This window comes from Microcoleus sp. Pol7_A1 (assembly GCF_036701085.1).
Taxonomy (GTDB): domain Bacteria; phylum Cyanobacteriota; class Cyanobacteriia; order Cyanobacteriales; family Microcoleaceae; genus Microcoleus; species Microcoleus asticus.
Map to the genome: position 1 here is coordinate 1 of NZ_JAUBQD010000028.1, position 14,747 is coordinate 14,747.

Sequence of the window (14,747 nt, forward strand, 5' to 3'; positions counted from 1 at the left end):
GCTCGCAAATCTACTGAGTATGCTTTCATTGGTATATTATTTTTAGTCAATTCTATTGTACCTCATAACATCCGGAAGTGCTGTAATTCTAACGACCCTGTAGCCTTAGCAGATTCGATCGAATGGTCGGGGCAAAACTTGCCTCAGCTTCAAAGTATGGGCAAGGCATCTCTCCAGCAGGCTCACAGCATGACGCACCAATAAATGCACCGTTCGCGGTGGCAGCTTTTATTGAGGATGTTGCAGTCATCCAAAGTTTGAATTTAGCTCGTGATTTTAGGGAGTGCAACTTTCAATTTTAGTTTTTGTATCTTGTTGAGGGTTCGGTTGGTGGCAGGGTGTTCCAGTCCGTGCCGAAAATTTTGATGCCCCACTGCAAAATCTACTGCACGTCCCTTGACTGGTGCTAAAGTAGGAGGCGGAGATAAAAATAGCGATCGCCCTAGACTTGTCAAAAACCACAAGCTGAGCTAAAAAAGTTCATAAAGAGTATTGCCCTTATGTCGAATGCAAGTGCGTCTAGTCAGCCGTACTCCTTACTCGTAGTCATTGTTAATTACAGGACGCCCCGCCTGACAATCGACTGCTTGCACTCTCTAGTAGACGAAATTAGATCGCTCCCAAATACCCGCGTTGCAATTGCCGACAACGCTTCAGGCGATACCTCAGTCGCAGAAATTGCCGCAGCCATCGCCACAGAAGGCTGGAGCGAATGGGCATCCTTCGTGCCCCTAGACCGCAACGGCGGCTTCGCCTTCGGCAACAATGCCTTGATCCGTCCCGTACTGCAATCGGCCAATCCCCCCCCTTACTTCCTGCTGCTCAACCCAGACACTGTAGTTCGTCCCGGCGCATTGAAAGCTCTCGTCGATTTCATGGATACTCATCCCGAAGCAGGAATCGCCGGCAGCCGCTTAGAGAACCCCGACGGCACGCCCCAAGAGTCAGCTTTTCGGTTTCACAACATTTTGACCGAACTCGATTTCGGCTGGCGTCTTGGCCCTGTGTCGAAGTTATTGAAAAACAGGGTCGCCGTCCCTCCGATTTCTCAAGAAATCTGCCAAACTGATTGGGTGGCTGGAGCCAGCATGATCGTCCGCCGCGAAGTATTTGAACAGGTTGGCTTGATCGATGAAGCTTATTTCATGTACTGCGAAGAAATGGACTTTTGCCTGCAAGCAAACAAAGCTGGCTGGAGTTGCTGGTATGTACCTGAAAGTCGCGTTGTCCACTTAGTCGGTCAAAGCTCGGGCGTCACCGACACCAAAGCCGCCCGCAAGCGAATGCCCCAGTATTGGTTTGATTCCCGGCGGCGCTACTTTATCAAAAACTATGGCTTTCTCTACGCCGCCTTAACTGATATCTGCTGGGCTTCGGGTTTTGCTGCGTTCCGGGTGCGCCGCGCCGTACAAAACAAGCCAGACAACGACCCGCCAAACTACCTCCAGGATTTCTTGCTCAATAGTGTATTTTTCAAAGGAGGTTCGATAGAAGAATCGAAAATTTTTTAAAGGATTTTTGCAAACAAGTCTCAGCTCGATCGACAGTGTTAAATATGGCCTGTAAATCATTCCCGGAGAGAGCAAAAAGCTTGGTATTCCTCATAAAATAAACTCGTGCATCCGACATTAAAAATCTCAAAAACAGCCGATTATTGTCGGTATCAAGAAACAGCTAAAACCACCAGACAGAGTGTTGAGAAAAGCTTATGGTAACGCAGACGGACTTAATAAGTGAAAATCAAGTAGAAGCTCCTGCACTAGGATTGTGGCAACAGATTCAAGAAGATTGGATCGCTCACGGTCGCGATTGGACGAAGCCGGGATTTAGGGCCGTAGCTGTTCAGCGCTTTGGTGCTTGGAGAATGCAAGTTGAACCGAAATTACTTCGCGCTCCTTTGAGCATTCTTTACCGATCGCTATACCGAAAAGTTCGCAACACCTACGGTATAGATTTGCCTTACACTGTAAAGCTCGGTCGCCGCGTGGTGATCGAACATCAAGGCGCAATTATTATTCACGGATATTGCACGATCGGCGATGACTGCATTATCCGCCAAGGCGTAACCCTGGGAAATCGCTACTTGGACAAGCCGCTAGAATCTCCTCAATTGGGCGATCGGGTTAACGTCGGCGCTGGTGCAAAAATCCTCGGAAAAGTAAACCTGGGAGACGACGTAAATATCGGAGCAAACGCCGTAGTTTTATCAGACATTCCTGCAGGTCAAACTGCCGTTGGCATTCCGGCGAAGATGATTGCAACAAAAAAAATTCCAGACAAAAATACTTAAATTATTAGATAGCATTGATTATGTCTCAATTGCACAAAGTTGGATTGGTGGCGATCGGACGCAATGAAGGCGATCGCCTCCGAGCGTGTTTGCAATCAGCGAGAGTCCAAGCAGCTCTGGTGGTTTATGTCGATTCTGGCTCAACAGACGGTAGCTTGGAATTAGCCGGATCGATCGGAGCAGATACAGTAGAACTCGACCTATCTACACCTTTTACCGCAGCACGCGCCAGAAATGAAGGCTTTGCCCGCTTGCTACAATTAGCTCCCGACATTGAATTTGTCCAATTTGTAGACGGCGACTGCGAAATAGTTGACGGCTGGCTCGATCGAGCCCAACAAGAACTCGCCGCCAAACCCGACGTAGCCGTAGTGTGCGGGCGCCGACGCGAAAGATTTCCCAACGCCACACCATACAACCGACTGTGCGACATCGAGTGGGACACGCCTGTCGGCGAAGCCAAAGCCTGCGGCGGCGACTCCATGATGCGAGTCAAAGCATTCGAGCAAGTCGGTGGTTTCAACCCCGCCCTCATTGCCGGCGAAGAACCGGAACTCTGCGTGCGGCTGCGACAAAACGGCTGGAAAATCGAGCGTTTAGATGCAGAAATGACCCTGCACGACGCCCAAATGACAGGTTTTGACCAGTGGTGGAAGCGCTCTCAAAGAGCAGGTCACGCCTACGCCGAAGGTTCCTGGCTGCACGGCAACACCCCGGAACGCCACTGGGTCAAAGACACGCTCCGCATCTGGTTCTGGGGATTCGTTTTGCCAGCGCTAGCATTGGGTACAGCCTGGTTCACCCACGGGTGGAGCTTGTGGTTGCTGGCCGGCTACCCGGTACTTACTTACCGAATTTACCGCCAGATGCAGCAGCAACGGAATTTGCCAGCCAAGGATGCTGCGCTTTATGCTATGTCTTGCGCGATCGGGAGATTTCCTCAGTTGCAGGGTCAGATTCAGTTTCACCAGCGCCGCTTGCTCGGACAGCGCAGCAACTTGATCGAATACAAGACATCAAACCCATCAATTGAGCAAGTTAGAATTAGTGCTAAGTCTACTAAGTAGGTCAGCAATCCTCAACTTAACTTGTTTTTTTCTGCAACTTCTCCCCTGTACTCCCGAATCCGGCGTCGGCTGTAGAGGCGGGTTTTCTTCCCAACCTCTACAGCCGACGCCCGCACCTCAAAAAAAACGCAGCCGATCGAGTAATTTCTGCAAAACTCAACTTACAAATATCGATTTATAAACAAAGGCTTCCAACGAATAAACAACGCACAATTAAAAGTTTTATTAATTATAGAGCAGTGCAACCCCGAGGCGGCATCTGTACGGTATGTTACAAATTTTTCCAAGCAATTAGCAAACTCGTAGATGCAACTCTTGTTACCCAGGAAAAAAATAAAACGCCCTGTCAAAGTTAAAAGAACACAAAAACATTATTTGTAAAGTTCAAAGCGAACAAAATAAATACTTTACTTAGTGGAAATGCTGCTGGCAATTAAAGGCAAAAGTAATGGCTTTTTAGCTAAGGTTTTAAGCTATCCAGTTTATGCAGAATTAAATCAATGATTGGCGAAAAAACAGGTTTTTCGTTTAAAGTGTCTGTGAATGCAGTTGAGTTCAAAACCACTTATGCGAATTGTAATTGTTGGTCAAAATGCCTCAACTCAATTCGGCGGCGAGGCATTGCTGCCGCTGAACTACTTCAGGATACTTCGATCGCGCCAAAAAGAGATCTGGTTAGTAGTCCACGCCCGCACCCAAGCAGAACTCACAGCGCTGTTTCCAGAAGCCCGCGATCGAATGCACTTTGTACCCGACACTTGGCTGCACCGGCTGCTTAACAATTGCGGGCTATTTATCCCTGCAAGAGTGAATGAATTTACTTTTGGGCTGCTCAGTCACCTCTACACCCAAGTCCTACAGCGTCGCATTGTCCGGCGGCTGGTGAGCGAACACCAGATTGATGTTGTACACGAACCGACACCAGTCTCGGCAACAGTTCCTTCGTTGATGTTCGGATTGGGAGTGCCGGTAGTTATCGGGCCGATGAACACGTCGGTTAAATTTCCTCTGGCTTTTCGATCGCGCCAAAATCGGATCATCGATCTTTTAATCGCGATAGGTTACCAGTGCGTCGATTACTTCAATCGTCTTTTTCCTGGTAAAATCAAAGCGGAGACGGTCTTAGTGGCAAACGATCGCACGAAGCAGGCACTTCCGGCTGGGGTGCAGGGTAAAATTATTGAACTTGTGGAAAACGGTGTAGATTTCTCGGTGTGGCGATCGGAATCTACCGTATATAAGGAACCCAACCCGCAAGTTCATTTTGTGTTCTTGGGGAGGCTGGTAGACTGGAAGGGTGTAGACTTACTGCTAGAAGCCTTTGCACCCGTTGTTGCTCAAACCAATGCAGTTTTGGAAATCATCGGTGATGGGAAGATGCGAGAGGAACTAGAAGCTCAAACAGCTCGTTTGGCGATCGATGATAGCGTCATCTTTAGTGGCTGGCTGTCTCAGGAACAGTGCGCTATCAAACTGCAACAAGCTGATGCAATGGTGATGCCGAGTTTGCGAGAGCCGGGGGGAGCCGTGGTTTTGGAAGCAATGGCCGTGGGGCTGCCGGTCATAGCGACGAACTGGGGCGGCCCAGCGGATTATATGGATTCCACTTGCGGTATTTTAGTAGAACCAGCTTCTAAAGAAGGCTTTGTCCAGGGACTGGCAGATGCGATGCTGAAGCTCGCTCATTCACCCGAATTGCGACAGAGTATGGGTTGTGCGGGACGGGAGCGCGTCCTGCAGCATTTTGATTGGGAACGGAAAGTCGATCGAATACTTGAAATTTATCAACAAACGATCGACCCTTGCCCGAAGCATTAGGTAGCCGACCATTAAAGCAGCAGCTCTCACGTTGAGAGCTGCTGCTTGGGTGTGCTAAAAAAGTATGTGGCGGCCCAAAAACCACACTCTACATCCTAGCTAGTTAAAAACGGGTTAACCCGTTTGTTTGGTTAACCCGCGAGCTTGGGAACGCGCACAGCGATTAATTTTGCACTACCAGCTTGACGTTGGCATTTTGCAAACCGCGCTGCTTGACTGCTGCCAAGGTCTTGTTAACTGCGTACTTCTGGTTGATGGAGTTGATTAACTCAGTTTGATTGTGCTTTTTGGCGACGCCCCAGAGGTCAGCAATCAGGTCAAAGGAACCATCGCTATTGCGAGACCAACCCAGGTCATATTCGCCTTCCAGAATCGCCACGATGTCGGAGCGAACGCGCTGACCATTATAGCCACGAACATCAGCTTCTGACTTGACTGAAATGCCCAAGTCGCGCAGGGAAGCTTTCAGGATTTCGGCATCGGTGATTTTGGTACGCAGAGTGCTAAAGTGAGACATTGGATTTCCTCCTAATAAAACTGAGAGAGAAACAACAACGGTCTGGATTTAACGGTGCCGCTGGGCGGCTCTTCAATCGAACTGCTAGCTGTTGCTAGCCTTTGCTCCTGTTTGGACCAGGAGAAAGCTTTTAGAATTCCATTCGCTGGTATTCAGCGACGGAAGACGCAGCGGGCCGTGCACGCTGTCTAGCCCAATCTCGCAGGGCGGTGACCTGTTCGGTCATTGTTTTAGACAGTGGCATTGTGGATTTAATGGCCGCGATGATGTCTAGCTGCGTAAACTCTCGATCTTGAGCGAAGGCTTCGTACATGGCTGCTACTAGCGCTTGCTCAATCTCTGCACCTGAAAAGCCGTCGGAAACGTTGGAAAGTTGCTCTAAATCGAAGCGAGTAATTTCCCGACGCCGCTTTGACAGGTGAATCTTAAATATATCTTGGCGTTCTTCTTTGGTAGGCAGGTCAACAAAGAAGAGTTCGTCGAATCGGCCTTTCCTCAAGAATTCTCCCGGCAACCGCTCGATTCGGTTGGCTGTTGCCATTACGAAGACTGGGGAAGTCTTTTCTTGCATCCAAGTGAGGAAAGAACCGAAAATCCGGCTGGAGGTGCCTCCGTCTGAGTCTGCCGAACCAGTGCCTCCTGCAAAGGCTTTGTCTAGTTCGTCAATGAAGAGGATGGCTGGAGAGATGGATTCTGCGGTTTTCAGGGCGTTGCGGAGGTTGGCTTCCGATCGACCCACCATCGAGCCGTCGTAGACTCTACCCATATCTAGCCTCAGCAGGGGCAGTCCCCAGAGGCGGGAGGTGGTCTTGGCAATCAGCGATTTTCCGCATCCCGGTACGCCGAGAATTAACATCCCTTTTGGTTGAGGCAGACCGTATTCTCTCGCCCTTTCTGTAAAAGCGTTGGAACGCTGCCTGAGCCACCTTTTTAGCTCTTCTAAACCTCCGACTGCATCCAGGGTTTCGTCTTCTTCAATGAACTCTAGAATACCGTTGCGGCGAATTAATTGCTTTTTCTCCGACAGAACGATGTCTACTTCTTCTTCTGTTAGGCGCCCAGTAGAAACTTGGGCTTTGCGATAAACCTTTTCAGCTTCGTCCTTGGTCAATCCCAAGGCTGCTTTTAAAAGTTTTTCTCGCGCTTCTGTGGTAATGCGTCGCGATTTCGTTTGCTCCAACTGGCCAGACAATACTTGGTTGAGTTCCTTCATGTCTGGGAGCGCGAAGTCTAATACCACTACTTCCTTTTCTAGCTCGATCGGAATTTGCTGCAAAGGAGACATCAGTATAATTGTCTTTTGCGTTCCTTTGAAGTTGGCGATCGCATCGCGCAACCACCTCGTTACCGGAGGAGAATCTATAAAAGGATGGAGATCTTTGAAAATGTAGATGCTAGCGTTACTGTTGGGTTCTCGCTGCCTGATCACCCATTCAATTGCTGCCTCTGGCGAGACGGTGTTGTGCTGGGTGGTGGTGCGGGGTTGACCGTACTCCACAATGCCGTGAGTTACAGTCCAGATAAATACTCGTCGCTGTGGTTTGGCTTGAGCTATTGTCGAAATTGCTTGCTCACACCGCTCTTCCTCGGATGTCACGAGGTAGATCAGAGGATATTGAGCTTGGATTAGAATACTGATCTCTTCTTGCATAGTCCTCGACCCACTAGAGACGGTGCTATCTTTGCTGAATCTCAATGCTGCCCTTGGCTCTGTTACTGAAAATTTCAGTTCTAGCTTTTTGGGGAAGCAAGGCATTCTTAGCAGGGAACCAATTCTTCCTCTCCCGGTTTAGCCGTGCTGGCGCTGACGCCGGACACCTGCTTTACTGGAAGATCCTGCTCAGCCAATACGCTCGGCTGACTTGTTACGGATGCCAGTTCTCCATCTCGCATTACTACTGAACCCGTGCATTCTGGACAGTTGTATACCCGATGGGTTTGTCCGTAGGAGGCTTCCACTTCGTCAACCAGTTCGGGGTTTCCTAGGTAGAAGACAATTGCCCTTTCTGCAATTGATGACATCGGTTCAGTTTCGACTGCGGCTCTGATTTTGAGCTGGCGATGCAGTTCAGGTGGAAGATACAATGTAACTTTTTGCTTTTCTTGCATATGACAGTGAATTGACTTACCCGGGTATGTATATCAGATTAGCCGCTTCATTCTTTGCTGTCAAGCCTCTATGCTGCTTTAGCGTCATCTTGTAATATCTCGTTACATTTGACGTGACTCTGGGTCAGTTAACAACGGAAAACTGAGGAGTGTAGCTGATGAGGCAGAGGTGCAGCGGCAGGTATGGGTAGCGTCAAGGACGATCGACCAACTATAAATATGAACAATACATATATAGGACTAAGGCAAACAAATCCTTTGAGCCGCCATCTGGGGTAAGGTGCGCCATAAACACCCAGCCCGCTCATGAGTGGTGAAGAAGTCCCCCAAACGCTTGAAATGTCATAGCGGGCGATAGATAAATCTTCTTCATAAGATAGACTACTCGCAATAAATAATATCTATTGCCAATACCCAACGGCTACCATGACGCAAACAGGTTGATTGGACTCCTGAGCGGGCTGGCAATAACCACCCAGCCCAGTCTGGCGATAAGCACCCTACGGTTAGACTTTTGTGAGGACATTGCCGATACAAATCCGGTGTCGGGGCGCGCGGCGCCACCAAATTAAGGTTAGATGGGCATTTTTGATAGTTGTGAGGTGTCAGGCTCAAATTTAAGGGTGATTAGCCGATCGACCCACCAGATATGGCGAAATCAATTAGTGTTTGCCGGCGAACCTCCGGCAATCCCGTGTCAAAACACCGCCCTTGCACAACATAACCAGCAATTTCCTAGAACTGTCGCAATTAATCCAAACACGATGTTAACTGGAATTCGCCTCTTTATGAGAAATTGCAAGTAATATGTTTTTCCAAATAATCAAATATTTTATCCGGCATAATTAGGGCTTGCTGAATAAATTGGAAAAGTATACACTTTATGGCTTGTCTGACGGAAAAAAGTAGAGTAGTGCCAGAAAAACAGCTAAAATAGGTCAAAACCCATGCATCACCATCTGCGAGCTTGTACCGAAAATTTGAGCTTGCCCCAAGTCCCCCATCCGACTTTGAACTCCCCTTCGGAGGGAAGTTGTCAGCCTTCAACCGTTGGGTAAAGATGGCCCAACTAATCCCGTGGTCAGAGGTTGAATCAGAAGATGCTGAAAACTTCCCGACAGTTATGGGCGCAGTAGCCAAATCCTTTCGGATGGCATTGGGGGCATTAATTATCAAATAAAAACTGGGAATTAGCGATCGTCCAACAGTCGAACAAATCCGCGAAAACCCCTATCTGCAATACTTTATCGGTCAATCAACCTACAGCAATGAACTGCCATTTGACCCATCACCCTGCCGTTCAATTTTGACAACGGATTAGTGCGAACCTAATTAGGGTTTGCTGAATAAAGTGCAAAAAGCCGAGACCTTCTGTCTTTGACGATCGCGCGATCGAGAGTCGAGTGCAAGATAAGCTGGTAAAATAGCTCAAAACCCTTGCACTACCGTTGACGCTCGTTTACCGAAAAGTTGACCGCCTCGGCACCACACCAGAAAGCTTTGAATTCCCCCAAGGAGGAAAATTAGCCTTAGATAACCGTTGGGTAATGATGGCAAAACTCATCCCGTGGGATGAATTTGAAGCAGAATATGCTCAAAACTTTACCAGCTCTATGGGGCCGCCGGCCAAGTCATTTAGGATGGCATTGGGGGCATTAATCATTAAAGAGAAATTAGGTACGAGCGATCGCGAAACCGTAGAACAAATCAGGGAGAACCCATGCCCTTTTCCTTCACAATTACCACGGCGAACCGATCATAGTAAAAGCAGCCCAATAATAAGGATGCGACAAATTTCGATCGCCCCTAGCGGTCAACTCCGACGGTAAAGGCAGAGCTTGATTGTTGCCCGATCGCCTCAAATAACCATCTTGCAACCGCACTTCACCCCGCAGCATCGCCAACTGCGCTTGCCGCAAAGCCTCAGCCTTAATCGGCGCCGTGCGCAACTGCTGGTAAAACTCAGTCATCAGCCCCAAAGTACCGACATCGCTGACATACCACAAACTTGCCAAAGCCGATTTTACCCCCGCGTGCACCGCCAACCCCGCAAACCCCAACTCAGCTTGTTCGTCTCCCACCGCCGTAGTACACGCACTCAAAACCAACAACTCCACCTGCGGGTTAGATAACTTCAACTGATCCAACTGATTCAACCGCAACTTAGTATCCCAAAACTGAATGTAAGAATTTTCTGCCCCCCCTGGCTGAAAATCGCCGTGAGTAGCTAAATGAATAATTTTGTATTGCGATTGATTGCGCTTATCCTTCAAATTTGCCAAAGTAAAAGCTTCATTGAGAAAAGACGAACCGGGCCAAATCTTGCCCACAATTGTCGATATTTCCAGCGGCACTGCCGGCAAAGGATTTTGATCGTATTTGGCAGGAAAATTCGACGCACCCATCGCCAAAACTTCAGAACTCTTAACATCTGCATAGCGAGTATCAGTTAAACTCAAACTTGGAATCAGCCCCAAACTGTACTTTTCTACCAAAAACTGCTTGCCGTCGTAAAGAGCAGCTAAAGGCAAAGTCCGCAAACCCGCATCCATCGAAAACACCAAAGTGTCAATCTTGTTAGCATCTAATTCCGGTTGCAGCGGTGCAATTAACCACTGGTAAAGTTCCTCGGCAGGTTCCTTGTAATCAGCAGCATTCAATCTCCTGGGAGTTCTGATAGCATTAGTGAATTCTTTAGCAACTTGCAGCACTGTCTCGCGGCTTGCAGGCACGCTTTTAAAAACACTTTTGCCGTCTGGCAATAACAACACAAGTTCTAAATGTTTCTCTTTCGCCCACACGTAAACGATGGCGGGTTTAACTCCCGTCAAGCGATTGACGCTGCTGAGAGTATCTCGAATACTTTGCTGCGTGACCGACTTTTGACCGAAATTGCCCCCAAAGTAACGTTCAAATTCCCGGCCCTGAGTTCTATCCCTTTGCTGCACTGCGCCGATCGGATTTATTTGCCCGATCGAGTTCGATCGAGAAATCTCAGGAACCCTGACATTCCCGATACTTCCTGCACTCGCCCCACTCGCCGGCTTCTGTGCAGTTGCCCCCCCGCTGCCGTTTTCTGTCGCCGCCGGCGCACCCTGATTGTCTGTTAACACCGACTGCGACAGCAATACCGAGCCTGTCGCAGTCTCGTTCGACCCCGCCTCAACAGAGGCAGCAGCAGGTTCTGGCGAGACATTTGTGTTACTGCTCTTTGGCGCAGACGCTGCGGAGGGGATACTCACCTCAGTCACAATTTGTTGAGAATTGTTTGTAGTTTTCAGTTCCACGCTGGTAGTTGGTGCCGGACTCGACTCGATCGCCAGCGGCCCGATAGTAGTTGAGGAGGTGGCAGTGTTCGACTTCGAGTTTCCCGTCCCAACAGTCGCCACCGTGCAAGTTCTCGACGGGCAAGCGCTTTGAGAGAGCGTCAGCGAACCCGATCGAGCCAGCCCGTCTGTAGAAATGCTGACCTCGGCGCGATCGGCAGCCGTTCCCGTTCCCGCAGCCCGAAACGCTCCCCCAGCATCGATTTCCACATCGCCGCCCGTATTGCCGCGAGCTTTGATCGAAACAACTTCAACATCTTTCTGCCCGGTAATCTTGCTCGAACCGGCACTTCCCGACTGCGAACTGGAATTGATCACCCCTGTAACGATCCGCCCCGGCGCTGCAATCGAGATATCTCCCCCGCTTCTGGAACCAAAAGCATCAATGTTGCCGGTTTCTACCGCAGCGGCGCTGTCGATGTTGATATCGCCCGCAGCCGAAGCCGATCGAGATGAAAGCGTACCAGCAGTCAAGTTGCCTTGAGTGCTAGTGATGTTAATCCCCGCAGTCGAGGTAACGTCTCCGACGGCTACAGTACCGCCCATCAGAGAGATCGTGGCGTTATCAGTTCCGACGATCGCACCCGTTCCCACGATCGCGCCAGTGCCATTGGGCGATTGAATCGTCGTCGGGTCTTGAAATGTCACCGTCACTGGTGTTGAATCTGGCGTTCCAGAAGCAATCGAGATCGCACCGCTACCGTCAGAACGCCCGATCGCGATCGAAGCAAACCCATTCCGCAGCGAGTTCAATTCCGCAGCAGTCAAGTTCAGAGCTTCGGTATCGCCAGAACCTTCAATTATAATATTTTGACTGGGATCGGCCGGTTGCAGCACCAAATTGCCGTTGCTGGCGATCGAATTGTTGCCACCCGTCAAGTCAATATCGTTGCCGGTTAAAGTAATATTTCCCGGTGTTTTCGAGCCGCCAGCTTGGATCGCACCCGCAGTGACTCCATTGGGCCCCGTCAGCGTCACATTCCCCGCGCGATCGCCCCTCGTGTCGATCGCCCCAGCCGTCACCGTTCCCTGTGCGGTAACGCTAACATCTCCCGCCTCCGAGCGTGGCACTTTGGAAGAATTGACAGAAGTGTTGATGGTGGGGGCAGTTCCAGTACGTAGCTGACTGGTTGTGACATTGCCCGCTGTGCTGGCGATGCGAATTTCCTGATTGTTGGTAGTGATATTTCCGGTTCTGATATTGCCGTCAGCTTTGAGAGTAATTGAGGCATTGTCGGCCCCTGTCAAGGAATTTGTGGTAGTGATTGTTCCCAAACCCGCCGGCGATTGAATAATTAGCGGGTCATAAAATGTAAAATCGTTAGCAATCAGAATCGAACCGATACCGTTACTGCGGCCGATCGTAATTCCAGCAAATCCATTTTGCAAACTTCCGAGGTCGCTTGCCGTCAGATTCAAATAAATATTAGTGCCGACATCTCCAGAACCGCCGATCGCAATATTTTGACCTGGGTTCCAAGGTTGCAGTACCAAAAAGCCAGTGCCGCTGACTGAATTTTTGTCGCCTTTAAAATTAATTTCATTACCAGTCAAAGTAATGTTTCCCGAACCCCCTGCGATGGAGCTAACTCCCAGAACATTCTGAGCTGTCAATGTTACATTTCCCGTCGCTTCCGGGCCGCTGGCATCAAGTTTTTGGGCCGTTACGTTCAGGCCTTCGAGTAAAATATTCCCGCTGGTTCCGGTGCTGGGATTCGATGAAGAAATATTGGCGGCAACGGTTGTTCCCGGACTAATTAAACTAATATTTCCGCCGTTGCTTGACAAATTGCCCGCAGTAATTTGATTTCCCGAAATGGCGATCGCACCGCCTTGAGTGCTAATTGTATCTCCCGAATTCATCGAAAAAACACCCGCACCGCTGCGATCGGCATCTGCTCTCAATGTCACCGAACCAGTAGTTGCTTGAAAGCTCAACTGATTGTCCGCCAAATCAGCAATTGTAATATCGTTTAGCGCTTCGAGAACCACATTTGACGTAGCCGACATACTTTCCAAAGCTCTAGCCGAAATTGTCAGCGAAGGCTCAGAATTGTTTGGCGGTGGTGATGAGATTCCTGTTGACAAAATATTATTGTTGGCAATTATTGCCGCATCGCCGGTACCTTCTGGGGAATCTGTAATTAAGATATTTTCTGGATCTAACAGCAAAGTCCCCAAACCGTTTGTCCCGGAAGTATCGACAGTACCGTTAAAAATCAATCTTTGCTTACCCGAAACTTCCACAAACCCGCCAACACCTGCGGTTCCCGTTGCAGAAACGCCATTCGCGCTGATGCTGCCTAAAAATGCTGTCGTGTTGTCAGCCCAGACAAACACTCTGCCGCCGTTGCCTGATTCAGTTGCGTTGGCAGCGATCGAACTTTTGCCATCCACGTAAGTCATTGTTGCATTCGGCACAGTTCCCTCGCCTCGGTAATCTCCACCGATCCGCACCGTTCCGCCGCCGTCCGGCCCCGAAGCCTCAATCTTCGCTCCCAACAGCCCTACCTTGTCGCCCAACACGTTGACGCTTCCTCCCGCGCCCCCCCTGGCAGACACGTCCGCATCACCCGCTACCAGCGCAGTTCCAGCACCTGCAGGCACAGTTGGGCCGCCTGTCAGCACGACTTCACCTTGAGCGTTGGTAGTTATACCTGTAGCGTTAGCCACGCCGGGACCAGAGAGCAGCCGAGGTAAATTCTGGGGAGAGAAGGGAAGAGCTTCCGAACCCGACACTCCCCCAGCCGGAGAAACTTCTAAACTCAGCAAAAGTCCGTTTTGACTCAACCGCACCAGATTTCCGCCCGGGACAGCCGCCACAGTAATTTGACCGCCCGGGGCTGAAAGTTTGCCCGTACTGATGACCGTACCCCCCAGCAAAGTCAAATTTTGCCCGGTTCCGACAGCCAAGTTACCGGCATTGACAATACTCCCCGGCTGTGAGCCAAAAACAAAAGCATTCGGCGTTCCAACTAGGGCTGCGTAGTCGTTCGCCCCTGTACTGTTGAACCAACGGTCGTCAAAACCGATACCGCTAGCGGTGGTAGCAAAAAAAGACCCGGACACATCGAGTCGGGCATTTGCTCCGAAGATGATGCCTGCGGGATTCATCAGCAACAAGTTAGAATTGCCGCCGCTAACTTGAATTAGACCGTTAATTAAGGAAGCATCCCCGCCGACAACGCGGCCGAGGATATTTTTTATGGTTGGGTTGGAGATGAAATTGGCAGTTTCGCCTGAATTCAGACCGAACCGAGTAAAACTGTGGAATAGATTTGCTCCGTCTCTGGAGCGAGTGCCGCCTTGAATGTCGTAGCGAGGGGGCGACCCTGTACCTGGGGCGGTGACAGTGGTTCCGGTGCCGTCTGGGGCTGGAGTAATAGATTGTGCTGCAGCAATTTGAGATTGGGGATAAATTGCCACGAATACGCATCCGCTGCTGTTTTCTTTTAAAAACAGCAGGTTGGGGGAAAAATCTAATATCCAAAATCCGGCAATGGGAATTGCTGCCAGAATCGACCGCACAGCACGTTGAGCATTCATAAGTTTGCCTCGGTCTAGACCTTGATTCGAGTTTAAAATTGAGATTTTAGGTAAAAAAGAGTCGATCGCACCCC

General features: G+C 49.7%; 9 protein-coding genes and 2 pseudogenes. 7 read left to right on the top strand and 4 right to left on the bottom strand.

All coding sequences use genetic code 11. The features are described from left to right. From QUA20_RS16785 to QUA20_RS16805, 5 genes are all read left to right on the top strand, one after another. On the top strand, window positions 1–204 hold a 204-nt coding region (locus QUA20_RS16785), incomplete at its 5' end, for a hypothetical protein (RefSeq protein WP_333190056.1). Between the two features lie 296 nt (window positions 205–500). Further along, entirely contained in the window at window positions 501–1,511 is a 1,011-nt protein-coding gene (locus tag QUA20_RS16790) for a glycosyltransferase family 2 protein (RefSeq protein ID WP_333190058.1), read from the top strand. Window positions 1,512–1,708: 197 nt separating this feature from the next. Then, on the top strand, window positions 1,709–2,290 hold the full coding sequence (locus QUA20_RS16795) for a serine acetyltransferase (RefSeq protein WP_333190060.1): 582 nt from the start codon (window positions 1,709–1,711) through the stop codon (window positions 2,288–2,290). A gap of 29 nt (window positions 2,291–2,319) precedes the next feature. Next, window positions 2,320–3,357, top strand: a complete 1,038-nt coding sequence (locus tag QUA20_RS16800; RefSeq protein WP_333190154.1) for a glycosyltransferase — start codon at window positions 2,320–2,322, stop codon at window positions 3,355–3,357. A 567-nt stretch (window positions 3,358–3,924) separates the two neighbouring features. Beyond that, window positions 3,925–5,175: a glycosyltransferase family 4 protein gene (locus QUA20_RS16805; protein ID WP_333190061.1), complete on the top strand. Its 1,251-nt coding sequence runs from the start codon at window positions 3,925–3,927 to the stop codon at window positions 5,173–5,175. A 163-nt stretch (window positions 5,176–5,338) separates the two neighbouring features. Here QUA20_RS16805 and QUA20_RS16810 read toward each other — a convergent pair whose 3' ends face one another. The 3 genes from QUA20_RS16810 to QUA20_RS16820 all read right to left on the bottom strand — a co-directional run bounded on the left by QUA20_RS16810 (window position 5,339) and on the right by QUA20_RS16820 (window position 7,801). Then, on the bottom strand, window positions 5,339–5,692 hold the full coding sequence (locus QUA20_RS16810) for a DUF1257 domain-containing protein (RefSeq protein ID WP_006635781.1): 354 nt from the start codon (window positions 5,690–5,692) through the stop codon (window positions 5,339–5,341). Window positions 5,693–5,822: 130 nt separating this feature from the next. Next, window positions 5,823–7,343, bottom strand: a complete 1,521-nt coding sequence (gene ycf46 / locus QUA20_RS16815; protein WP_172188738.1) for a stress-responsive protein Ycf46 — start codon at window positions 7,341–7,343, stop codon at window positions 5,823–5,825. A 107-nt stretch (window positions 7,344–7,450) separates the two neighbouring features. Beyond that, a complete protein-coding gene (locus QUA20_RS16820) occupies window positions 7,451–7,801 on the bottom strand; it encodes a hypothetical protein (RefSeq protein WP_006635783.1) in 351 nt (116 codons plus the stop codon). Between the two features lie 967 nt (window positions 7,802–8,768). Here QUA20_RS16820 and QUA20_RS16825 point away from each other — a divergent pair. Further along, a pseudogene (locus QUA20_RS16825) lies at window positions 8,769–9,092 on the top strand (transposase); the annotation flags it as partial. A gap of 157 nt (window positions 9,093–9,249) precedes the next feature. Further along, window positions 9,250–9,522 (top strand): annotated as a pseudogene (locus tag QUA20_RS16830) (transposase); the annotation flags it as partial. Between the two features lie 18 nt (window positions 9,523–9,540). On the opposite strand, the gene QUA20_RS16835 reads toward QUA20_RS16830, so the two are convergent. Continuing rightward, a complete protein-coding gene (locus QUA20_RS16835) occupies window positions 9,541–14,673 on the bottom strand; it encodes a CHAT domain-containing protein (protein ID WP_333190063.1) in 5,133 nt (1,710 codons plus the stop codon). Between the last annotated feature and the right edge of the window lie 74 nt (window positions 14,674–14,747).

What these genes read in the sequence shown, in the direction of transcription:
- QUA20_RS16790 (WP_333190058.1), top strand. Translation starts at nt 501, where the DNA reads ATGTCGAATGCAAGTGCGTCTAGTCAGCCGTACTCCTTACTCGTAGTC.
- QUA20_RS16795 (WP_333190060.1), top strand. Translation starts at nt 1,709, where the DNA reads ATGGTAACGCAGACGGACTTAATAAGTGAAAATCAAGTAGAAGCTCCT.
- QUA20_RS16805 (WP_333190061.1), top strand. Translation starts at nt 3,925, where the DNA reads ATGCGAATTGTAATTGTTGGTCAAAATGCCTCAACTCAATTCGGCGGC.
- QUA20_RS16810 (WP_006635781.1), bottom strand. Translation starts at nt 5,692, where the DNA reads ATGTCTCACTTTAGCACTCTGCGTACCAAAATCACCGATGCCGAAATC.
- ycf46 (WP_172188738.1), bottom strand. Translation starts at nt 7,343, where the DNA reads ATGCAAGAAGAGATCAGTATTCTAATCCAAGCTCAATATCCTCTGATC.
- QUA20_RS16820 (WP_006635783.1), bottom strand. Translation starts at nt 7,801, where the DNA reads ATGCAAGAAAAGCAAAAAGTTACATTGTATCTTCCACCTGAACTGCAT.
- QUA20_RS16835 (WP_333190063.1), bottom strand. Translation starts at nt 14,673, where the DNA reads ATGAATGCTCAACGTGCTGTGCGGTCGATTCTGGCAGCAATTCCCATT.